The organism is Streptomyces sp. NPDC003016, from assembly GCF_053591455.1.
The window spans coordinates 141849-162827 of the sequence record NZ_JBSFTV010000015.1; the positions used below are offsets into that span (position 1 = coordinate 141849).

20 protein-coding genes and 1 pseudogene are annotated in these 20979 nt (G+C 72.8%); 13 read left to right on the forward strand and 8 right to left on the reverse strand.

The window, feature by feature from the left end:
• Window positions 1-43: 43 nt before the first annotated feature.
• The gene (locus ACWDZ4_RS15620) at window positions 44-2095 is read left to right on the forward strand and encodes a hypothetical protein (protein WP_451508929.1); all 2052 of its coding nucleotides are present in this window, start codon (window positions 44-46) and stop codon (window positions 2093-2095) included.
• 6 nt (window positions 2096-2101) lie between these two features.
• On the opposite strand, the gene fabG (ACWDZ4_RS15625) is transcribed toward ACWDZ4_RS15620, so the two are convergent.
• The 3 genes from fabG (ACWDZ4_RS15625) to ACWDZ4_RS15635 are packed head-to-tail and all read right to left on the reverse strand — an operon-like array spanning window position 2102 to window position 5648.
• On the reverse strand, window positions 2102-2884 hold the full coding sequence (gene fabG, locus ACWDZ4_RS15625) for a 3-oxoacyl-ACP reductase FabG (protein ID WP_451508930.1): 783 nt from the start codon (window positions 2882-2884) through the stop codon (window positions 2102-2104).
• Complete coding sequence (locus ACWDZ4_RS15630; protein ID WP_451508931.1) at window positions 2881-4647, reverse strand: phytoene desaturase family protein; 1767 nt, start codon at window positions 4645-4647, stop codon at window positions 2881-2883. Before ACWDZ4_RS15630 ends, fabG (ACWDZ4_RS15625) begins: the two co-directional genes overlap by 4 nt.
• On the reverse strand, window positions 4644-5648 hold the full coding sequence (locus ACWDZ4_RS15635) for an ACP S-malonyltransferase (RefSeq protein WP_451508932.1): 1005 nt from the start codon (window positions 5646-5648) through the stop codon (window positions 4644-4646). Before ACWDZ4_RS15635 ends, ACWDZ4_RS15630 begins: the two co-directional genes overlap by 4 nt.
• 276 nt (window positions 5649-5924) lie before the next feature.
• Here ACWDZ4_RS15635 and ACWDZ4_RS15640 point away from each other — a divergent pair, with 276 nt between their 5' ends.
• From ACWDZ4_RS15640 to ACWDZ4_RS15660, 5 genes are all read left to right on the forward strand, one after another.
• Window positions 5925-6200: an acyl carrier protein gene (locus tag ACWDZ4_RS15640; protein WP_344497144.1), complete on the forward strand. Its 276-nt coding sequence runs from the start codon at window positions 5925-5927 to the stop codon at window positions 6198-6200.
• Window positions 6193-7425 (forward strand): beta-ketoacyl-[acyl-carrier-protein] synthase family protein, encoded by a 1233-nt coding sequence (locus tag ACWDZ4_RS15645; RefSeq protein ID WP_451508933.1) that lies wholly within the window; start codon window positions 6193-6195, stop codon window positions 7423-7425. The genes ACWDZ4_RS15640 and ACWDZ4_RS15645 overlap by 8 nt, the downstream gene beginning before the upstream one ends.
• Window positions 7422-8555, forward strand: coding sequence for a beta-ketoacyl synthase N-terminal-like domain-containing protein (locus ACWDZ4_RS15650; RefSeq protein WP_451508934.1), 1134 nt, complete (start codon window positions 7422-7424; stop codon window positions 8553-8555). The genes ACWDZ4_RS15645 and ACWDZ4_RS15650 overlap by 4 nt, the downstream gene beginning before the upstream one ends.
• Window positions 8556-8755: 200 nt before the next feature.
• Window positions 8756-9160 carry an FAS1-like dehydratase domain-containing protein gene (locus ACWDZ4_RS15655; RefSeq protein WP_451508935.1) on the forward strand — a complete coding sequence of 135 codons (405 nt, stop codon included), beginning with the start codon at window positions 8756-8758 and terminating at the stop codon, window positions 9158-9160.
• Window positions 9157-9579, forward strand: coding sequence for a MaoC/PaaZ C-terminal domain-containing protein (locus ACWDZ4_RS15660; RefSeq protein ID WP_451508936.1), 423 nt, complete (start codon window positions 9157-9159; stop codon window positions 9577-9579). Before ACWDZ4_RS15655 ends, ACWDZ4_RS15660 begins: the two co-directional genes overlap by 4 nt.
• A gap of 84 nt (window positions 9580-9663) precedes the next feature.
• On the opposite strand, the gene ACWDZ4_RS15665 is transcribed toward ACWDZ4_RS15660, so the two are convergent.
• Genes ACWDZ4_RS15665 through ACWDZ4_RS15680 form a run of 4 tightly spaced genes read right to left on the reverse strand, consistent with a single transcriptional unit; the run spans window position 9664 to window position 12526 of the window.
• A complete protein-coding gene (locus ACWDZ4_RS15665) occupies window positions 9664-10107 on the reverse strand; it encodes an ester cyclase (RefSeq protein WP_451508937.1) in 444 nt (147 codons plus the stop codon).
• 46 nt (window positions 10108-10153) lie between these two features.
• Window positions 10154-10858, reverse strand: coding sequence for a 3-oxoacyl-ACP reductase FabG (fabG, locus tag ACWDZ4_RS15670; protein WP_451508938.1), 705 nt, complete (start codon window positions 10856-10858; stop codon window positions 10154-10156).
• Between the two features lie 4 nt (window positions 10859-10862).
• Window positions 10863-11537 carry an HAD-IA family hydrolase gene (locus ACWDZ4_RS15675; RefSeq protein WP_451508939.1) on the reverse strand — a complete coding sequence of 225 codons (675 nt, stop codon included), beginning with the start codon at window positions 11535-11537 and terminating at the stop codon, window positions 10863-10865.
• The gene (locus ACWDZ4_RS15680; protein WP_451508940.1) at window positions 11534-12526 is read right to left on the reverse strand and encodes an AfsA-related hotdog domain-containing protein; all 993 of its coding nucleotides are present in this window, start codon (window positions 12524-12526) and stop codon (window positions 11534-11536) included. The genes ACWDZ4_RS15675 and ACWDZ4_RS15680 overlap by 4 nt, the downstream gene beginning before the upstream one ends.
• A gap of 143 nt (window positions 12527-12669) precedes the next feature.
• On the opposite strand from ACWDZ4_RS15680, the gene ACWDZ4_RS15685 reads away from it, so the two are divergent.
• Entirely contained in the window at window positions 12670-13311 is a 642-nt protein-coding gene (locus ACWDZ4_RS15685; protein ID WP_451508941.1) for a MerR family transcriptional regulator, read from the forward strand.
• Window positions 13312-13383: 72 nt separating this feature from the next.
• Here ACWDZ4_RS15685 and ACWDZ4_RS15690 read toward each other — a convergent pair whose 3' ends face one another.
• Window positions 13384-14013, reverse strand: coding sequence for a class I SAM-dependent methyltransferase (locus ACWDZ4_RS15690; RefSeq protein WP_451508942.1), 630 nt, complete (start codon window positions 14011-14013; stop codon window positions 13384-13386).
• Window positions 14014-14278: 265 nt separating this feature from the next.
• Between ACWDZ4_RS15690 and ACWDZ4_RS15695 the strand changes: the two genes are divergently transcribed.
• From ACWDZ4_RS15695 to ACWDZ4_RS15720, 6 genes and pseudogenes are all read left to right on the forward strand, one after another.
• Complete coding sequence (locus ACWDZ4_RS15695; RefSeq protein WP_451508943.1) at window positions 14279-14920, forward strand: DedA family protein; 642 nt, start codon at window positions 14279-14281, stop codon at window positions 14918-14920.
• A 124-nt stretch (window positions 14921-15044) separates the two neighbouring features.
• Window positions 15045-16481 carry an MFS transporter gene (locus tag ACWDZ4_RS15700; protein WP_451508944.1) on the forward strand — a complete coding sequence of 479 codons (1437 nt, stop codon included), beginning with the start codon at window positions 15045-15047 and terminating at the stop codon, window positions 16479-16481.
• Window positions 16482-16537: 56 nt separating this feature from the next.
• On the forward strand, window positions 16538-18748 hold the full coding sequence (locus ACWDZ4_RS15705) for an MMPL family transporter (RefSeq protein WP_451508945.1): 2211 nt from the start codon (window positions 16538-16540) through the stop codon (window positions 18746-18748).
• 176 nt (window positions 18749-18924) lie between these two features.
• Window positions 18925-19668: a hypothetical protein gene (locus tag ACWDZ4_RS15710; RefSeq protein ID WP_451508946.1), complete on the forward strand. Its 744-nt coding sequence runs from the start codon at window positions 18925-18927 to the stop codon at window positions 19666-19668.
• Complete coding sequence (locus ACWDZ4_RS15715) at window positions 19665-20852, forward strand: lactonase family protein (RefSeq protein WP_451508947.1); 1188 nt, start codon at window positions 19665-19667, stop codon at window positions 20850-20852. Before ACWDZ4_RS15710 ends, ACWDZ4_RS15715 begins: the two co-directional genes overlap by 4 nt.
• Before the next feature lie 43 nt (window positions 20853-20895).
• Window positions 20896-20967, forward strand: a pseudogene (locus ACWDZ4_RS15720) (50S ribosomal protein L16); the annotation flags it as partial.
• Between the last annotated feature and the right edge of the window lie 12 nt (window positions 20968-20979).

Genomic DNA, 20979 nt, shown 5'->3' on the forward strand with positions numbered 1-20979 from the left:
CAGGGTAAGAGCGGGCGAGCGGAGCTAACCGGGAGAACCTGCCTTGAGTCGTGAAACTGACAGTTCGTCCTCCGGCCCCCAGGGGCGTGGCGGAGCCGCGTACCCCTCGGGTACGCCGCCGTACGGATCCCGCCAGTATCCGTCGCCGAACCCCGGGCAGGACGCTCCGGAGGAGACTGCCGGGGCCGCCGCGCGGGCGGAGTCGGACGAGCCCAGGACCGAGACCACGCTGACCACCCGCATCCGGATCAACATCCCCGGATCGCGGCCGATCCCTCCGGTCGTCATGCGTACGCCCATGGGCGACGTGGAGCCGCCCTCCTCACCCGTGAAGCCGGAGCGCACGGGCAGCCGCACGGGCACCACGCCCCGCCCGCCCGAGCCGTCGCGGGACACCGCGGCGCAGGCGCCGCGGGAGGAGACCGGTCCCGGCGAGGACACGCAGCCGCCGCCCAGCGACTGGTTCGCGCCGCGCAAGCCGTCGGCCGCGCCCGCTCCGTCGCCGGCCGCCGCGGCGCCGGCCGCGCCGCAGGGCGGTGGGCAGCGCCCCGAGTTCCCGTACTCCACGCCTCCCACGCCCTCCACGCCGGAAGAGGCGCAGCGCCAGGGCGCCGCCCCGCTGCCGCGCCGCACCACCGGCGGCTCGCCCGGTGACGCGGCCGCGAACGGAGGCGGCCGCGCCGCCGGCACGCGCCCGTCCGGCCCCGCGGGCCCCCTGGGGCCGACCGTCGGTCCGGCGGGTCCGGCGGGTCCGACCACCGGCCCGATGACCGGCAGCTCGCCCTTCCTGGGCTCCGGCCCCCGCCCCGGTTCCGGCGTACACCCGCCGGGCGCCGCGGGCCCCCCGGCCCCGGCCCAGCCCTCCATGAGCGACGACACGGCGGTACTGACCCCGCAGAACCCGGCCCCGGGTCCCTCCGCGGGCGGTCCCTTCGCGGGCGGCAACGTCTCCGGTGACACGCTGACCAGTGGCATGCCCGTGGTCCCGGCGGCGGAGCGGCACTCGCCGTTCGCCCCGCCGCAGGCCGGCGCCCGCTTCGTCCCGGACCCGGTGGCCCCCCTCACGGACGACCCGGCGGCTCCGACCCCCGGCCCGGCCCGGACCACACCGCCGCCCGCCGCTCCCTCCGCCTCCGCCGCCCCCGCGAAGAAGGGCCGCTCCAAGCTGGTCCTGCTGGCCGTGGGCGTCGTGGGCCTGGCCGGTGTGGCGTACGGCGCGGGACTCCTCATGAACCACTCCGACGTACCGAAGGGCACCACGGTCCTCGGCGTCGACATCGGCGGCGGCACGAAGGAGGAGGCGGTCAACAAGCTCGACACCGCCCTCGGCAAGCGCGCCGCCACGCCGCTCGTCCTCACCGTCGACGGCAAGCAGGCGAAGCTCAAGCCGTCCAAGGCCGGTCTCGCCCTGGACAGCCAGGAGACCGTGCGCGGCGCCGCGGGCAGCGACTACAACCCCGTCTCCGTGATCGGTTCCCTCTTCGGCGGCGAGCGCGTCGCCGAGCCGGTGATCCCGGTCGACGAGGAGAAGCTGAGCGTCGCGCTGGCCGACCTGGCGGGCACCTCGGGCACGGCCAGCGAGGGCACGATCAAGTTCGTGCCCGGCAAGGCGGTCGCCGTACCGGGCAAGGCGGGCAAGCAGCTCGACGTGGTCCGCTCGATGACCCGGGTCAAGGACGCGTACCGCGCCCAGGTGGAGACCGGCAGGCCGAACACGGTGGAGCTGCCCGTCGCCACCAAGTCCCCGACGATCGGCCAGGCCGAGCTGGACCGGGCCATGCGGGAATTCGCCCAGCCCGCGATGTCCGGCCTGATCACGATCAAGGCGGGCGGCAAGCAGATCCAGTTCGGCCCGGCGAGGTCCCTGCCGAAGATCCTCTCCATGAAGCCGATCGACGGCCGGCTGGTGGAGGTCTACGACAAGCAGGCGATCGAGCAGCTTCTGGAGGGCGTCTTCGACGGCGTCCAGATCACCAAGGGCGACGGCAAGAAGCACCCGGTCACCGCGGACGACGTGGCCTACGCCATGCGCACGGCACTCGTGGGCAGGACCCCGGCGCAGCGTGTCCAGGAGATCAGCCTCGACCCGAGCTAGCGGCGGTCAGGAGGTACCGAGGCCGCCGCAGACGTTGAGTGTCTGGGCGGTGATCGAAGCGGCGGTGTCGGTGGTCAGATAGCCGACCAGGCCCGCGACCTCCGCGGGGGTGGAGTAGCGGCCGAGCGGGATCTTCGACTGGAACGTCTTCAGGGCCGCTTCTTCACCGATGCCGTACGCCGCCGCGTACTCCCGCCGGATCCGCCGGGCCGTGGGTGTCTCGACATGCCCGGGGCAGACGGCGTTGACCGTGATGCCGGTGGGCGCCAGTTCGTTGCCGAGCGCCTTGGTGAAGCCGATGACGCCGTGCTTGGAGGCCGAGTAGGGGGCGTCGAGGACGTCGCCCCGCGTGCCGTCGGTGGAGGCGATGTTGATGATCCGGCCGCGCTTCTTGTCACGCATGCCTCCGGCGGTGAGCACCTCGCGGGTCATCAGGAAGACGCTGTTGAGATTGGTGTCGAGCACGTCGAACCACATCTCGTCCGTGAGCTCCGCGGTGCTGCCGCCGCCGGAGCGGCCCGCGTTGTTCACCAGGACGTCGACCGTGCCGAAACGGTCGACGGCGTGCCGCACCACGCGCCGGATGTCGTCGCGGTCGCGGACGTCGCCCGCCGTCCCGTCCACGTCCAGGGCCTCCGCCTGGAGCTCCCTGACCGTGGCCGCGACGGTACGGGCGGTGCGCGCGCACAGGAAGACCTGGTGGCCACAGGCGGCGAGCGCGCGGGTGACCGCCAGGCCGATACCACTGGTGGCGCCGGTGACGACGGCCACTTTCGGAGTCAGGCTCATCGGCTCTTCCCCAGGGCGGGCTCGAGTCCCGGCCCGGTTCCCGGCCCGGTTCCCGGCCCGGTTCGCGGTCCGGTGCGGACAAGCCGGTCCTGGTCGCCGCGGGAGACCTCCAGCGGGTCCCAGTCCGCGCGGCGCTCCGGCAGCGCCGCCGGGTCGCCCAGGGTGGCGCCGCTGTGCACCTCGTGCATCAGGCGACGGCCCAGGATCTGGCCGGCGCAGGCGATGCCGCTGACCGCCGAACCGGTGATGCCGTTCCCGTAGCGGGTGTTGGCGCCGGCGACGTACAGGCCCTCGATGAAGGTCGCCGTGTCGGGCCGGGCTCCGGCGGCGCCCCAGTGCGCCATTCCGAACGGCGTGCCACCGGTGGAGTGCGTGTACCGCTCGTGGGTGAGCGGCGTCGCGGTCTCCAGATGGGTGATGTGGCCCCGGAACGGCCCGAGCGCCTCCTCGGCCGCGTCCAGCACGGCCTCCGTGAGCCGGGCCTTCTCCGCCCGGTACACCGGATTGCGGCGGTACTTCTCGCCGTCGGCCGGGCCCGCCGTGACACCCCAGCGCTCGAAGCCGGGGGGACACAGCGTCATCAGCTGGAAGTTGGAGTGGCCCGGCGGGCAGATCCGCCGGGTGACGGGGTCCTTGCCGGAGGCGAACGAGGCGAAGAGGAAATCGGCTGTGTCCGTGCCCCCCGAAGCGGTGCCCCCGGAAACGGCGCCGGCGTCCGCGCCGGCGCGCAGGCCGGCGTAGAACCGCTCGATGTCGTCGCTCCGGTACCACCACAGATTGGCGTGCTGCTCGATGTCGATGTCGAGCGCGACGTACACGGTCGCCCAGGGCAGCGCCATCCGGGCGTCCCGCGTCTTGGCGGCGAGCCTGCGCGGCAGCCGCTCCTCGCCGACCAGCCCGAGCATCGTCCGCCGGTAGTCGGCGTTGGACACCACGACCGGCGCCAGCGCCCGGCTGCCGTCGGCGAGTTCGACGCCCCGGGTCCGCCCGTCGCCGACCGTGATCCGGCTGACCCTGCTGTACGTGCGCAGGGCGCCGCCGTACGCGCGGACGACCTCCAGCAGTCCGGCGGCCAGGGTCTGGCCGCCGCCCTCCGGGTAGTACGCGCCGCGCACGTAGTGGTCGGTGACCGTGGCGTGCAGGGCGACGGTCGCCTCGTCGGGCGCCATGCCGTAGTTGGGGGACTGGGCGGCGAGCAGCGTCCGGGCGCGGGTGGACAGCCCGCAGTGGGCGAAGAGCTCGGCGAGCGTACGCCGTCCCCAGGACACCGACTGCGGTGCGTGCTGCGGCAGTTCGGACATCGGCACGTCGCCGGGGGCGACGATCGCGTCCCGCCGCTCCGCGCCCAGCCCGGACACGACGCCCAGGAAGGTGTCGATGCCGGGCGCGTCCGCGGGGCACGCCTCGTGCAGCCGCTTGCGGTACGTCTCCCAGTCGGCCGGCATGTCCAGGGTGGCCCCCGGAATCACGATGCGGTCGAAACCCCCCGGGTCCATCTCCCGGTAGCGCAGCCGGTCGCGCAGACCGAGACCGTTCAGGATGGCGGGGAGCAGGCCGTCGGAGCCGCAGTCGCCGAGGTAGTGCACGCCGACGTCGAACTCGTACGCGCGGCGCCTGCGGAAGACGTGGCTGTTGCCGCCCGCGACGCCGCCCTGCTCGGCGACGAGCACCCGCTTGCCGGCGACCGCGAGGTAGGCGGCGCAGACGAGCCCGCCGATCCCCGAGCCGACGACGATCGCGTCCCAGTGCTCCTCGGCGCTCACGCGGCGCTCCGTACCGAGGAGGTGCGCAGCGAAGGCGTCACCGCATCCACCGTCGAGGAGTCCGCGCAGGACGGCGCCGGCGCGGGCACGGCGACCAGCTGGCCCGGTTCGGAGATCGTCAGCCGGGAGACCTGGGGGGTGATCTTGCGGGCGAGACCGGTGAGCGTACGGCCGGGGCCGATCTCCACGAACATGTCGCAGTACAGCTCGTCGGCCATCGTGCGCACCGACTCCGCCCAGCGCACCGGCCCGGTGATCTGCTGCCCGAGCCGGTGCGGCCAGGCATCGGTGCCCCGGTGCGGACGGGCGTCCACATTGGCCACGACCGGCGCGTAACCGGGACGGAACTCCGCGCTCAGCGCCGCGCGGGCGAACGCGTGGGCCGCGGGCCGCATCAGGGGCGTGTGGAAGGCGCCGCCCACCGGAATCGACACGATCCGGAGCGCGCCCCGGGCCTGGGCCGCCTCGGCGCACCGGGCGACCGATCCGCTCTCGCCGGAGATGACGCTCTGCTGCGGCGAGTTGAGGTTGGCCACCCACACCCGGCCGCCGTCGTCGCGGACCCCCGCCGCCGCCTGCTCCACGACCTCCGGGGACAGGCCGAGCACCACGGCCATGGTGCCGGGCTCCGTGGCACACGCCGTGCGCATCGCCTCGCCGCGCGCGGTGACCAGCCGTACGCCGTCGTCGAAACCGACGATTCCGGCGGCCACCAGCGCCGCGTACTCCCCGAGGCTGTGACCGGCGCACACGACGGGCCGCCTGGCGGCGGGCAGCGCATGACGCACCTCGTGGAGGATCACCATCTCCAGGACGAAAGTGGCCAGCTGGGCGTTGTCCGTACGACGCAGGGCGTCCTCGTCCGCGTGCAGCAGCAGCTCGACGACATCGCGCCCGGACACCTCGGCCGCCCGCTCCGCCAGGAACCAGCCGGGCCGGCCCGCCCAGGGGCGCCCCATCCCGGGCTGCTGTGCTCCCTGGCCGGGGAATATCAATGCCAATCGTGGACCGCTCATCGTGGCTTCTCCCGTCTCCAGCCGAATCTCCTCCGATTCGAGCAAGGGCAATGGTGGCAGCGGGATTTGAAAGGCGTATGAAGGGCAGATAAAAGCGTCGAGGGCGGTTCGTGAATGGGCCGGGTATCACTTTCGGGGAATGCCGTGTCTCTTTGGTGCGGCCCCTCTTGCTGCCCGGACTCCGAGCCGCTTACGTTCCTCTCGTCTTGCCCCGCGACAGCGGAAACGGCCCGCGACGGCGGAAAAACGAGAGGTAGACGCATGACTCAGCAGACTGTGGCAACGGCGGCCGACTTCCAGGAGCAGGTGAGCCGGATCGTCATTGAGGAACTGGAGCTGGAGGAGGGCGAACTCACCGGGAGCGGCCACTTCATCGACGACTACGACAGCGATTCGCTGTCGCTCATCACCGTCGTTTCCAGGATAGAAAAGGAATTGGGAGTGGCCATTCCCAAGACGGAACTCGGCGACCTGGTGAACCTGAGCCTTCTCGTCGAGGCCGTCGTCCAGCACGCCGCGGAGAGCAACCATGGCTGAGCTTCCTTCGGCGCCACGGCGCCGGGTGGTCATCACCGGACTCGGCGCGGTGTCGCCGGTCGGCATCGGCGCGGACGTCTTCGCGTCCGCCGTCCGGGCCGGCGCCGACGGCACCGCGCCGATCCAGAGCTTCGACGCGAGCGGCTTCCCGCGCCGTCGGGCGGGCGAGGTCACCGACTTCGAGCCCACCGACCACCTCAAGCGCCTCGACCCGGCGGCATGGGGCCGCAGCGGCCTGCTGGCGGCCGCGGCCGCCCGGCTCGCCGTCGCGGACGCCGGGATCGGCGAGGAGCAGCTGGAGCAGGGCCGGGCCGGGGCGATCATGGGCACCACCAGTGGTGAGTCCGCCGTCGTCCAGGCGCTCGCCGAGCAGTGGGTCGCCGACGGGCTGGAGTCCATCGACGGCGAGCTGGCCGGGCAGACCCCGGCCTCGCGCATCGCCAACGCGGTGAGCGCCGAACTGCGTCTGCACGGCGAGACCCAGACCATTCCCACCGCCTGTTCGGCCAGCAACTACGCACTGGGTTACGCCTACGACCTGGTGCGCAGCGGCGAGGCGGACGTGATGCTGGCGGGCGGCGCGGACGCCGTCAACCGGCTCACCCACGCCGGCTTCTACGCGCTCGGCGCCATGGCCGAGGACCTGCCGCGCCCCTTCGCCGCCGACCGCACCGGCATCATCACCGGCGAGGGCGGCGCCGTACTGCTCCTGGAGACACTGGAGCACGCACGGGAGCGCGGGGCCCGTATCTACGCGGAGATCCTCGGGTACGCCGCCAACTGCGACGCCACGCACATGGTGCACCCCGACGCGGCCAGCATCGCCGCGTGCATCCGCGCCGCGCACCGCAACGCCGGCGTCGAACCGGAGCAGATCGACTACATCTGCGCCCACGGCACGGGCACCCCGACCAACGACACCACCGAAGTGGCCGCCGCCCGCGAGGTCTTCGGCGGTCGCATACCGCCGATCAGCTCCATCAAGTCGATGCTCGGCCACACCATGGGCGCGGCCAGCGGCTTCGGCGCGATCGCCTGCTGCAAGGCGCTGGAGCAGGACTTCCTGCCGCCCACCGCCAATGTCACCGAGGCGGACCCCGCGCTGGGCGACGGCGTGGACTGTGTACCGGGCACCGGCCGCGAGGCCCGCCTGGACATCGTGCAGAACCACGGGTTCGCGTTCGGCGGCAACAACGTCATCACCATCCTCGGGAGGGTTTCGTGACCACGGCGACCGCCACAGCGGCCGCGGCCGGGACAGGGACGGCCACCCGGCCGCTCTACGTCACCAGCGCCGGCGTCGTCTCCTCGGCCGGCCACGGCCTCGCCGCGCTCGCCGGGCTGCTGCGCTCCGGCGCCGGGCCGGCCGGGGAGCCGGCCGGCGAGGACGGGGCCGCGTACCCGCCCCGTCCGGTCCGGGCCGTCGACGGCTTCGACGTGAAGGCGCACCTGGGCCGCAAGGGCACCAAGTACCTGGACCGGCTCACCTCCTTCGGCCTGGTGGCCTGCAAGGAGGCCATCGAGGGCATGGACGCCACCGAGGTCGCGGGGGACCGCACCGGCGTCGTACTGGCGACCAACACCGGTTCCGTCTCCAGCCACAGCGCCCTGCTGCACGACACGCTGACCCTGGACAAGCCGTACCTGGTCAACCCGGGCCAGTTCCCGAACACGGTGATGAACTGCGCCGCCGGACAGGTCGCCATCCGCAACGGACTGCGCGGCCTCAACGCCACGGTGGCCGGCGGCCAGACCGCCTCGCTGCTCGCCTTCCGGCACGCGCGTCTGGCTCTCACGCTCGACCGCGTCGACCGGCTGCTGGTGGGCGGCGCCGAGGAACTCAGCGCCCCCGCGGCCTGGGCCTGGCACCGGACCGGGGTGCTGAAGGAGCGGGCGGCGCTCGGCGAGGGCTGCGCGGTGTTCACGGTGCAGCGGGAGGCACCGGCGGACGACGCGGACGTACTGGCCGAACTGCTCGCCTGCGAGGTGCGCTTCTCCGCCGACGCGCGGGACTACGCCGACGGCCTCACCGGGGCCGTCACCCGCGCCCTGGACCGCAGTGGGGTCCGCCCGGAGGAGGTGGACGTCGTCTCCCTCGGCGCCGTCCACCACCGTGGTCTGGAGCGGATCGAGGAGCGCGGCGTGCGGGCCGCGCTGGGCGGCGGGCTGCCGCGCACCGTACGGGTCGCCGATGTGCTCGGTGAGACGTACAGCGCCAGTGGTGCGATGCAGCTCGCCGCCCTGCTCGCCCTGTGGCAGGCCCAGCCGCCGGCCGAGCGGGTGTACGCGCTGGTCACCTCGGTCGGCCGGGACGGGAACGCGGCCGCGATGGTGGTGCGCAGCCCGCTTCGCTGACCACCCCGGTCCCGCCCCGGGCCACCCCGGTCCCGCCCCGGACCACCCCGGGCCACCCCGACCACCCCGACCACCCCCCTTCCCCCCCCGGACAGCAGCGGCGCCCGTGACCTCTCCCTCCACGGGCGCCGCTGCATGTCTGCCCGTCCGTCCGACCGAAGACCGACCGAAGACCGACCGAAGACAAGGAGCCCTGTCCCATGAACACGGCGTACGCCGGGCGGAGTTACCCGCCCACCGAGCCCTACGAAGTCGGCCGCGAGAAGATCCGCGAGTTCGCGCTCGCCGTCGGCTCCGACCCCGGCGACGGGCGCACCGCGCCCCCGACCTTCCCCATCGTGCTGTCGATGCACGCCGAGAAGCAGGTGGTGGACGACCCCGGCTTCGGCTTCGACTTCTCCCGCGTGGTCCACCGCGACCAGCGGTTCGACTCGGTGCGCCCGGTCAGGTCCGGCGACCGGCTCACCGTCACCGTCGAGGTGGTCGCCGCGGACACCGTCGACGGCAACGACGTGGTGACCCTGCGCGGCCACATCCGCGAGGCGGACGGCGGGGCGCCGGTGTGCACCACGACGTCGACGCTCGTCTCGCGAGGTGAGCGATGACGGTCACGGGCGAGCGGATTCCCACCCGCACCTTCCGCATCACCCGCACCGATCTGGTGCGTTACGCCGCTGCCTCCGGCGACCACAACCCCATCCACTGGTCGGATTCCCGCGCCGCGGCCGTCGGACTGCCCGGCGTCATCGCGCACGGCATGCTCAGCATGGGACTGGTGGCCACCACCGTCACCGACTGGGCGGGCGAGGGCGCGGCCGTCAGTGAGTACAGCACCCGTTTCAGCCGTCCCGTGCTGGTGCCCGACACCGCCGAGGGGGTGGAACTCACCGTCGAGGGCACGGCCGGCGAGATCCGGGCGGACGGGTCGGTGCGCGTCGACCTGACGGTGCGCTGCGGCGCGTCGAAGGTGCTGGCGCGGACCCGGGCCGTACTGGCGCCGACTGCCTCGGCGACGTACACCTGAGGGACGTACACCTGAAAGCGCATCCGCAACGCGAAGACCGCCGGTCCCCGAGGGGGCCGGCGGTCCGTCTGTGCGTGGGGCCGGTCAGGCCTGAGTGCCCGCCGGGGGCAGCTTCAGCTCGACGGCGCCGATCTGCGCGAGCAGGAACAGGTCCTGGCGGCAGGCCCAGTGCTCGTGGACGAGGCCGTCGTCACCGACGCGGTAGATGTGGATGTGCTCGACGTCCACCTTGTTGCCGGTGCCCTCGAAGCCGAGGAAGTTGCCGGTGTGGATGCCGGTGAAGCGGACCCGGATGACGGCCTTGTCGCCGTCCGCGAAGCTGTCGATGTGGTCCCAGGCGGCCTCGGAGAACACGCTGTTCATCCAGCGGGCGGTGCCGAGGTAGCCGGCGGGGCCGCCGGGGGTGCCGGGCGAGGCCTCGTAGTCGACGAAGTCCGGGGCGACGAGCTCGTGGGCGACCTTCTCGTCCAGGTCGTTGAAGATCTTGCCCATCTGCTGGGAGATCTCCAGCACGGTGGCGTTGGACATGGGTTTCCTTCCTTGGGAACGGGAGCGGGGCGGGGTGCGGGGGGTATCAGTGGCCGACGCCGAGACCGCCGGTGACCGGGATGATCCCGGCGGTGACGTACGAGGCCTCCTCGCTGGCGAGGAAGCGCACGACGTGGGCGACCTCGTCGGGCCGGCCGGCCCGGAAGAGCGAGGTCTGCCCGAGGACGTGCTCGCGGCGGGCGTCGGTGACGTCCTTGACCATGTCGGTCTCGATCAGACCGGGCGAGACCATGTTGACCGTGACGTTCCGCTTGCCCACCTCACGGGCGAGCGAGCGGCCGAAACCGATCAGACCGGCCTTGGACGCCGCGTAGTTGGTCTGGCCGGGGGCGCCGGCCAGCGCGCTCATCGACGTCATCAACACCACACGGCCCCAGCGGGCCTTGAGCATGTCCGGGACGACCTCCTTGGCCACCGTGACGGCGGACATCAGGTTGGTCTCGATGACGCTGCGGAAGTCGTCGTCCTCCATGCCGACCAGCAGCTGGTCGCGGGTGATCCCGGCGTTGGAGACCAGCACCTGGATGGGGCCGTGCTGGCTGCGGGCCTCGTCGACGGCGCGGCGTACGGAAACGGGGTCCGTCACGTCGCAGCGCACGCCGAACAGCCCCTCGGGCGGCTCACCCGTGCGGTAGGTGACGGTGACCTTGTCGCCCTGGGCGGCGAAAACGCGGGCGGTGGCGAGGCCGATGCCCCGGTTCCCGCCGGTGATGAGCACGGAACGGCTCACGGAATCAGTTCCCTTCTGCTGCTGGTGAAATGTCTGAAGCGGACAGCAGCTCGTCGAGCCGCTCCACCGCCGCCGCGGTCTCGGTGAAGTGGACGGCGGTCCAGCCGGCCGCCTCGGCCCCCGCGCAGTTGTGCGCGAGGTCGTCGACGAGCACGCAGCGCCCGGCCGGCACCCCCGCCCGCTCGGCGGCGAGCGCGAACATGCCGGGCGACGGCTTGCGGTGCCCCGCCTCGAAGGACAGGAGTACGTCGTCGAAGAGCTCGTCCGGGTCGACCATGCGGCGCCAGTGCGCGTCCCAGGTCGGCACCATGTTGGAGAGCATCCCGACGAAGGCACCGCGCTCGCGCGCCTTGCGCAGCGCCGCGACCCAGGCGAGGTTCGTCTCGCGGCCGTCGAACCAGGCGTCGGCGAGGGTCGTCAGCCGCACGCCGTGCACGCCGTGATCGGCCGCGAGCACCTCGGAGACCTGGCCGAGCCACTCCTCCTCGCTCACGAGGGGGGTGTCGATCGGCTCCATGATGTCGGTGGTGCCGTACCGCGCCGTCACCTTCCCCAGCGCCTGCTGGAGCACCGCGGGGTCGAGGCCCTGGCCGGCGCAGAAGGTGCCCATGGTGTGGGCGATGGACGGGGTCAGTACGCCGCCGAAGTCGGTCCAGACGGCCAGGCGTTCGGTGCTCACAGTTCACTCCCGGAGGCGAGGGTCACGGTCACCCGGGCGATCTCGGCGTCGCCCTGGAGGAAGCGGACCGGCACCTCGCCGCGGCCGCCGACCAGGCGCGGCCGGGGCGCGGTGGCCCGTACGGTCTCGTCCAGTTCGGCGAAGCGGGAGAACCGGGCCTCGAAGCCGACGGCGTACGTCGACAGCGGCTCGTCCACCGCCAGGAACGACAGCTGCCGGGCGGCCTCGACGAGGGTCATGGCCGGCAGGTGGTCGTAGACGTGGTCGAACAGCCCCCGGTTGGCGAACCACGGGGTGACCCGGGCGGCCACTTCCGTGGGGGAGCTCTCGGCCCGGGACAGCACGACGTTGAGCGGGTTGCCGCGGCCCACCCGGGCCGGTTCGACCTGCCGGGAGCCGTCGGCGCCCGCACCCTGGCCGGGGAAGTCGGAGGTGAGGGGGGCCGGCGTGCCGCGCTGGGCGTGCCGGAGCACCTCGTTCTCGTGCTGGTTGATGAAGAGCACGTCCATCTCGTGCTCCCCCACCTCGGTGTCCCCGATGTAGAAGCGCTGGGCGACCTTGCCCTTGCGGTAGCGGCCGCGCCGGGTGGGGCGTCCGATGTAGTCGGTGTCGATGCGCAGCCGGCCGGGCTCGGGCCCGATCAGCAGCTCCTTGAGCCCGGTCAGGGACAGCCGGAAGGAGTCGACGATCATCGTGGTGCCCTCGGAGAGGCCGATGTGGGTGTGCGAACCGGCGATGGCCGCCTGCCGTCCCGATTCCAGCAGCAGCAGGGCGTCGTACAGGGCGGGCCGCTGCAGATGATCGCTGTAGTAGCCGTGGATGAGCGGTAGCTGCACCGCTGCGCGCACCTTCTTGAGGGCCAGCGGGAGGATGTCCGTGACGAAGACCTCGGACACCGCGGCCCGGTGCACCAGCGAGCGGTCGACAGTGCGTCCGTAACTGAGCTCGACGGGTGCCGAAGGAATCTCCGGGGCCGTTTGTGTGGTCATACCTGTTCCTTTGGAATCGGGTACCGGTACGGAGAGCCTCGCAGCGCCGGATGAAGCCGGGGTCGAGCGCGAATTCAAGCGCGATAAAAGAGGGGAATTCGCGAGGGGGCCGGGCGGGTTGCGGGTCCGGTTATGCTCGGGGGATGCGTATTGGAGAGCTGGCGCGGCGCACCGGAATTCCGGTTCCCACCATCAAGTACTACCTGCGGGAGGGGCTGCTGCCTGCCGGTGAGCGCACCAGCCCGAACCAGGTGCAGTACGCCGACGCGCACGTGCGCAGGCTGAAGCTCGTCCGCGCGATGCTGGAGGTCGGCGGCCTGTCCATCGTGGCCGCCCGCGAGGTGCTCGCCGAGGTCGACTCCCCGGCCCGTACGGTCCACGGCATGCTCGGCGCCGCCCAGTCGGCGGTCACCAGGATCACGGCGAACCGCGGCACCGAGGAGGAGTGGGAGCGCGCGGAGCGCGAGGTCACCGAACTGGTACGGCGCCACGGCTGGGCGACGAAACCGGACAACCCGGGGTGGAAGGCGCTGGTCCAGATCGTGCTGACGTACCGGGACCTGGACCGGGGCGATCTGCTGGCCCTGCTCGACGGGTACGCCGAGGCGGCCGCCGAGCTGGCCACCGCCGAGCTGGCCGTCCTGGCGCAGGTGCCCAGCACGGACGGCAAGGTGGAGAGCGCGGTGCTCGGCACGGTCCTGGGCGACGCGGCGATGGCGGCACTGCGCAGGATCGCCCAGGAGGACGCTTCCCGGCGGGTGCAGCGGCAGCCGCACTCCGCCTAGCCCGGCCGCAACCTCGGGCCCGTCTGCCGTCCGCCGCCTGCCGCCCGCCGTCCGCCGCCGGACGGCGCGGGCTCAGCCGATGTACGCCGTGCTGGCCAGCGGCGCCAGGTGGTGCACCCGGGCCGGCGGCAGGTTGCCCAGCACCGTTTCGGTGCGGAAGGCGTGGCTGCGCAGCGTCCCGCCCACCACGGCCTGGACCGCGAGCGTCCGTTCGCGCGCCGCGCCCCGGGTGAACGCCCTGCGCAGCGGCGGCACCCCGGCGTAGGCGAAGAACGACAGGGTGCCGCCGGGACGCAGGGCGCCGATCAGCCGGTCGAAGATGTCCTGCGCGGTCGCCGCGTCGAAGTTCGCGAACGGCAGGCCGCACACGATCGTGTCGTACGAGCCGAGTTCGTGCTCCTGCACCAGGCCGGTCAGCAGCCGCAGCCGCTGTTCGTGGCGGTAGGTGCGCGCCAGCAGGGCGGCGAAGCGCGGGTTCGCCTCGACGAGGTCGAGGGTGTCCAGCCGGCCGAGCGAGGCGGTGATGTGCCTGGTCACGGCGCCCGTCCCCGGACCGACCTCGAGTACCGCGCGCGGCCGGTCGGCAGAGGGCACCACGTAGCGGGTCAGCGCTCTGGCGAGCAGGGGGCTGCTGGGGGCGATGGCCCCGGTGTCCCGGCGGGTCCGGGCGAACTCCCTGAAGAACAGCGTCACGTCCGTCATGGCCTCTCCTGCGTCATGGGGCCGCACCCTCGGTGCGTACGGCGGCACCGAGGTGCTGCGCCGAAAGTGATAGTGCAACTATCGATAGCCTAAGTTATGGTTGTTGAGGAGTTGCCGGTAGACCGCGCCCTCCGGACCGCGACATCGACGCTAGTGGGCCTGTGACCAGGGGTCATGACTCACCAACGATCCGGCGGATGTTTCCAAAGGAGCATTGCGCACCCGACTTGAGGGCCTCCGTAAGCGGCGGCATGAGGGGCTGACCATGGACTTCGCATCGCTCGTGGGATGGATCGACATCACGTCCGGACTGACGGCCCGCATGGCCGGGGCCGCCTGCTGGGCGTACGCGATCCTGGCGATCACGACGCTGCCGCCGCTGCTGCCCAACGCCGCGCTTCTCGTCACCGGCGGGATGCTCGCCGCCCGGGGCGAGATGTCACTGACGCTCGTGCTCCTCTCGGTGGCCGGCAGCGCCCTGCTCGGCGACCTCCTGATCCACCGTTTCGGCTGGTCGGCGGGGGGATCGGTACGCCGCCGCGTGGCCTCCCGCAAGCGCCAGGGCGAGCTCTTCGACTGGGCCGCCGGGCGCATACAGCGCGGCGGCATCCCGTTCGTGATCGGCGTGCGCTTCCTGCCGAGCGGACGGCTGCTCGGCGGCCTCGCGGCAGGCGCCGCGGGTTACCCCGTCCACAAGTTCGCGATCGGCGCGGCCCTGGCGGAGGCGGTCTGGGCGGCGTACTCGGTGGGCGTCGGCTACTTCGGCGGCGCGATGAGCGACGACCCGGTCGTCTCGGTCGCCCTCGGGCTCGGGCTCTCGCTGGCGGTGGGCGCGGTCGCCTGGCTCGCCCAGCGGCGTACCGCGGTGCCGGCCGCGGCGAACGCCTCTGCCTCCAAAGAGACATGAGGGATTCCACCTCGCGTGAATATCCCTCTCCCCTCGCCACTGAAATGCTCGCATTGCCGCTCTGCCGAGTCGCTCTGCTGAGAAAAGGAAGCCTGAGGCTGACGTGTCGCACAAGAATTCAGCGGTGCTGTGGGCACTTCTGGCCACATCGGTCCCCATGTTCATGGTGTCGCTCGACAACCTCGTCGTCACCAACGCGCTGGCGGACATCGCCCGTGATTTCCGTACCACCCAGCCCGAACTCCAATGGGTCGTGAACGGCTACGTGCTGCCTTTCGCGGGCCTGCTGCTGGCCGGCGCCGCGCTGGGCGACCGCATCGGCCGCCGCCGGGTGTTCGTCTGGGGCGTCGTCCTGTTCACCGCCGCCTCCGCCGCCTGCGCCCTCGCGGGCTCCATCGGTGAACTGGTCGCCGCGCGGGTGGCGCAGGGCGCGGGCGCCGCCATGATCCTGCCGGTCTCGCTGACGCTGGCGGTGGCCGCCGTCACGGAGAAGCGGCGCAATCTGGCGGTGGGGGTCTGGGGCGGAGTCAACGGGCTCGGCATCGCGTTCGGCCCGCTGGCCGGCGGCCTCGTGACGGAGGGCCTGGACTGGAGCTGGATCTTCTGGATCAACGTTCCGGTGGGAGTGGTCGCCGTTCCGCTGGCGCTCTGGGCCCTCAAGGAGAGCAGGGGCACCCAGCGCCACCTCGACATCGCCGGGATGACGCTCGTCGCCGGGGCCGTGGTCGCCGCCGTATGGGGCGTCGTCCAGGCCGCGGAGCACGGCTGGAGCCACCGGGGCGCCCTGCTCGGCCTGGTGGCCGCCGCCGCACTGCTGGCCGGCTTCGTCGTCTGGGAACGCCGCACGAGCCGCCCGCTCGTGCCGCTGCGCCTGTACCGGCTCCCCGCCTTCCTGCTCAGCAACGCGGTTTCCCTGGCCATGTACTTCGGCGTCTTCGGCTCCATCTTCTTCCTCGCGCAGTTCATGCAGGGCCCGATGGGCTACTCGCCCTTCGAGGCCGGCCTGCGCACCCTGCCCTGGACCGCGGCGCCCATGGCGGTGGTGCCCCTGGCGAGCCTGCTGGTGGACCGGATCGGCGGCGGAGTCCTCCAGGCGCTGGGCTGCGCTCTGCAGGCCGTCGCCCTGGCCTGGTTCGCGCTGGTCATCGGCCCCGGGCTGCCGTACGCGGCGATGGTGATCCCCATGGCCCTGGCGGGCGTCGGCATGGGCCTGGTCTTCGCCGCCAACCCCGCCACCGTGATCGCCTCCGTGGAGGAGAGCGAGCACAACACGGCGTCCGGCGTGAACAACACCGTCCGGGAGTTCGGCGGAGCGCTGGGCATCGCCGTACTGACGACGGTGTTCACCCACGGCTCGGCCGGCCACGTGGCAGACGGACCGCGGGCCGGGGCGGCGGCGTTCACCGCCGGTCTGCAACCCGCCCTGTGGCTCGGCGCCCTCGTGGTCGCGCTCGGCGCGGTCGCCGCGCTGCTGATCCGCCGCCCGCGGCAGAAGCCCGTGGCAGGAGACCCGCCCCCCGGACCGCAGGCTCGCAGCGCCGAGCTCGCGGCCGCCGAATGACACCACGAGCGGCGCCCCCCGCGCGCCCGGCCGTCTCGTACCAACGGAGGAAAGAAATGTTTGCCGCCCTTGGCAAGTTCACCGCACGACGCCGCAAATGGGTCGTCGTCGCGGCAGTGGTCTTCACGCTGTTCGCCGGTGTCTGGGGAACCGGTGTGTTCGGTTCCTTCACCGGCGGCGCCGGCTTCGACGACCCGGCCAGCGAGTCCGTCGCCGCCGACAAGGTCCTCGACGGACCGCTCGGCCGGGAGTCGAACGACCTCATCGTCCTGTACGAGGACAAGGACCGCACCGTCGACGACCCCGCCTTCTCCGACGGGGTGAGCAAGGCGCTCGCCGGCGTGCCGCGCGAGGACATCGAGCGGCTGAACTCGTTCTGGGAACCCGGCTCGCAGGACAAGGCCGCGTACGTCTCCGAGGACCGGCACGCGACGTACGCCACCGTGCAGTTCACCTCGGACGTGGACCAGGAGCAGGTCGAGTCGCTCGCCACGATCAAGGAGTCCTTCCAGGTACCGGGCGTGACGGTCCGCTACGGCGGTGTCGCCGCCATGACCGAGCAGGTCAACTCCCTCACCGGCTCGGACATCGCACGGGCCGAGATGCTCTCCGTGCCGATCCTGCTGGTGCTGCTCGTCCTCATCTTCCGCAGCGCGGTGGCGGCGCTGCTGCCGCTCGCCGTCGGCACGTTCGTCGCGCTGGGCTCCTTCGTCGTGCTGCGCGTCCTGACGATGTTCACCGAGATCTCCAGCACCGTCATCAACGTCATCACCATCCTCGGCCTGGGTCTGGCCATCGACTACGCGCTCTTCCTGGTCAACCGCTACCGCGAGGAACTGCACGCGGGCGCCGACGTGGACACCGCCGTGCACCGCGCCACCGCCACCGCCGGCCGCACCGTCGCCTTCTCCGGCCTCGCCGTCGCCATCTCCTTCGCGGGCCTGACGCTGTTCCCGTCCCGCTTCCTCAGCTCCATGGGGTACGCGGCCGTGGCCGTCGTCGCCTTCGCGGTCGTCGGCTCGCTCACCCTCCTGCCCGCCCTGCTGCGCTACACCGGCCACCGCATCGACAAGTGGCGCATCCCCCTCCCCGGCGGCCGCCGCCGGGCCCCCGTGGCCGAGACGCAGGGCCGCTGGTACCGCACCGCCCACGCCGTGATGCGCAAGCCGCTGCTGTCCACGCTCGCGATCGTCGCCGTCCTCGTCGGCCTCGGCGCCCCGCTGCTCGGCGTCAACTGGGCGCGCCCGGGGGAGTGGGTGCTGCCGTCCGGCGCCGACGCGAAGGTGGTCGGCAAGCAGCTGAGCCAGGACTTCGACGTCAACCCCGCCCAGATCATGACCGCGGTCGTACGCTTCGACGGCCCCGCGCAGCCGCAGCGCGACGGAGTCGACGCGTACGCGCGGAAGCTGGCCGCGGTCGACGGCATCTCCGAGGCGCGCACCACCGCGGTCGTGGGCGACGACGCGCGCGTCACCCTGCGCTACACGCCCGACCCGATGTCGGCGCAGTCGAACGACATGGTCCATGACGTACGGGCGGTCGCACCGCCCGAAGGCGCCACCACGGCCCAGGTCACCGGCATGCCCGCGTCCCGTGTCGACATCGTCGACATGATCGGCGAACGCCTGCCCTGGATGGCCCTGTTCGTCGCCGTCGTCTCCTTCCTGGTCCTCTTCCTGGCCTTCGGTTCACTGCTCCTGCCGCTCAAGTCCGTGATCCTGAACCTGCTGTCGCTGCTCGCCGCCTTCGGCGCGATCAAGTGGATCTTCCAGGACGGGAACCTGTCCGGGCTCCTCGGCTTCGAGGCCATCGGCGCGGTGGACGCCAACTTCCCGGTGCTGATCATCGCGATCGCCTTCGGCCTCGCCATGGACTACGAGGTGTTCCTGCTCTCCCGGGTCCGCGAGGAGTGGGAAGTCAGCGGCGACCCGGTCGAGTCGGTCGCTCTGGGCGTCCAGCGCACCGCGAAGATCATCACGAGCGCGGCGCTCCTGCTGGTCGTGGTGGTCGGCGGCTTCATGACCTCGTCGATCCTCTTCATGAAGATGATCGGCGTGGGCCTGGTGATCGCGGTGATCGTCGACGCCACGATCGTACGGGCCCTGCTGGTGCCGGCCACGATGGCGCTGATGGGCAAGTGGGCCTGGTGGGCCCCGGCGCCGCTGGCCCGCTGGTGGTCCAAGTACGGCATCCGCGAATCGGACCCCGCCCCCCTGGCGCCGCAGGCCGACCCGTCCGCCGACGACCGGGCCGGGGCCCTGCGATGACCCCGCCCCACCCCGATTCCCGGGCGTCCGGGCCCACGGCCACCGTGCCGGGCCCCGGACGCCCCGGGCCCCGGAAGCCCGTCACCGGCCCGGCGCCCGCCGTCACCGGCCCGGCGCCCGCCGTCACCGGCCCGGCGCCCGCCGCTGCCGGGTCCGGAGACGGGGCGGAGCCCGCCGTGGGGCAGGACTCCGGAGCCGCCGGGGCCGTCGCCGCCGGTGTCACCGCCGTACTGGCCGCCCTCTTCGGGGACTGGGGTGCCTGGTCCGGGCCCTTCGGGGCCGGCGCGTCGTGGTTCCCGCTGCCCTGGGGAGTGACCGCGGGCCCGCCCGTGCTGCTGCTCACGATCGCCGGCGTCCTGATCGCACGGGCCGGCGCCCCCTCCTTCGCCCGTACCTGGGCGCATACGGCCGCCGGACTCGCCGCCGCGGCCGGCCTGCTGGTGCTGGTGCTGGAGCCCCTCCGGCCGGAGACCGTCTGGAACGCGCTCGCCGAGGCCGCGCACGCCGGTCTCTTCGGGGTCGCGCTCGGCTGGGTGCCCGCCCTCGCCGCGCTCGCCCTCACCGGCCGGCGGCCCCGGCGGAGTACGGGACTCGCCCCGTACGTATGGCTCACCCTCCTCGGCGCCGTCGTCCCCCTGGTCGCCCTGACCGCGGGCCTCGCGGGCGCCTCACCGGTCCACGGCGCGGTGTGCACGGCCACCGAGTGCATCAGCCCGCGCGCCGGGCTGCTGTTCACCGGCGAGCTCTCGCTGCGCCTCGCGCTGCCCGCCTGGGCCGCGGGCGCCGCGGTGCTGGTCCTGGCCCGGCGCAGCCACCGCCTCCGCCGGCTGCGCGGCGGGTGGCAGGTGCTGCTCGCGCTGGGTGCCGGCGGACTCGCCGTCCTGTTCTCACCGGGACTCGTCTTCGGAGCATCCGTATGAACTCGCCGTACAGCAGACGCCGCGTCCTTTCCATGGGCGCGGCCGGCGCCCTGGCCGCCCTCGGCTGGACCGGCGCGAGCGCCGCCGCCGGCGACGGCCCGCGACCGCGGGCCCGGCGGGCGTACATCGGCGGGTTCACCATCGGCGAGTACGGCCTGCCCGGCCTCCCCGGCATCGGGATCGCGACCGTCGGCGCGGACGGCCGGCTGGAACTCACCGGCTGGCGGCGGGGCATCGAGAACCCCTCCTTCCTCACGCTCTCCCCGGACCGCCGTGTGCTGTACGCGGTCAGCCAGCTCCCCGGCGGGGCGACCGGCGCCGTCCACGCCTACCGGATCGACGCCGGCCGGCTCACCCCGCTCGGCCGGCCCCGTTCCAGTCACGGCGCGGCCCCGGTCCATCTCGCCGTCCACCCGGCCGGGCGCTTCCTGCTCACCGCCAACTACGACTCCGGGCACCTCGCGGTCCACGCGCTGGACGCGAGCGGCGAGATCGGCGAAGCCGTCCAGGTGGTACGCCACCGCGGCAGGGGCCCGCACCCCGTGGAACAGCGCGGCCCCCACCCGCACATGATCGCCTTCGACCCGGCGGGCAGCCGGGTGCTCGTGCCCGACAAGGGCGACGACCACATCCACGTCTACGACTTCGACGCCCGCACCGGCCGGCTGACGCTCGCCCACCGGACCCTCGTCGGCCGCCGCACCGGCCCCCGCCACCTCGTCTTCCACCCTTCGGGGCGGCTCGCGTACGTCACCAACGAGCTCGGCCACTCGGTCACCGCCCTGACCTACGACCAGACCACCGGAAGGCTGCGCCCCGTCTCGCACGCCTCGGTCGCCCCGCTCGGCCTCGATCCGCGCAACGCGCCCTCCGCGCTGCACCTCACCCGTGGCGCCGGGCTGCTGGTCACCACCGACCGCGGTCTCGACACGGTGGAGACCTTCCGGGTCGGCGGCGCCGGCCGCACGCTCACCCTGCTCGAATCGCAGCCGGTCACGGCCAAGGCACCCGGCACCCGCTGGCCGCGCGACATCGCGCTGGACCCCTCGGACCGCTTCGTCTACGCGGCCAACCAGGCGGGCCAGTCGGTGAGTCAGTTCCGCCTCGATCCGTCCAGCGGCCGGCTGCGCCCGCTGGGGCCGCCGCTGGAGGTGGCGAGCCCCTCCTGCGTACTGCTCCTCTGACGGAGCACAGAGCGCGCGGGAACAAGCGGGAGTACGGGCGGCGGCGCTCACCCGCGCTGCTCACAAGCTTCCGATGAAGTGCCGGATTGTTCGGCGCGAGGCAGGTGAGTCGTGATGGTGGCCGGTA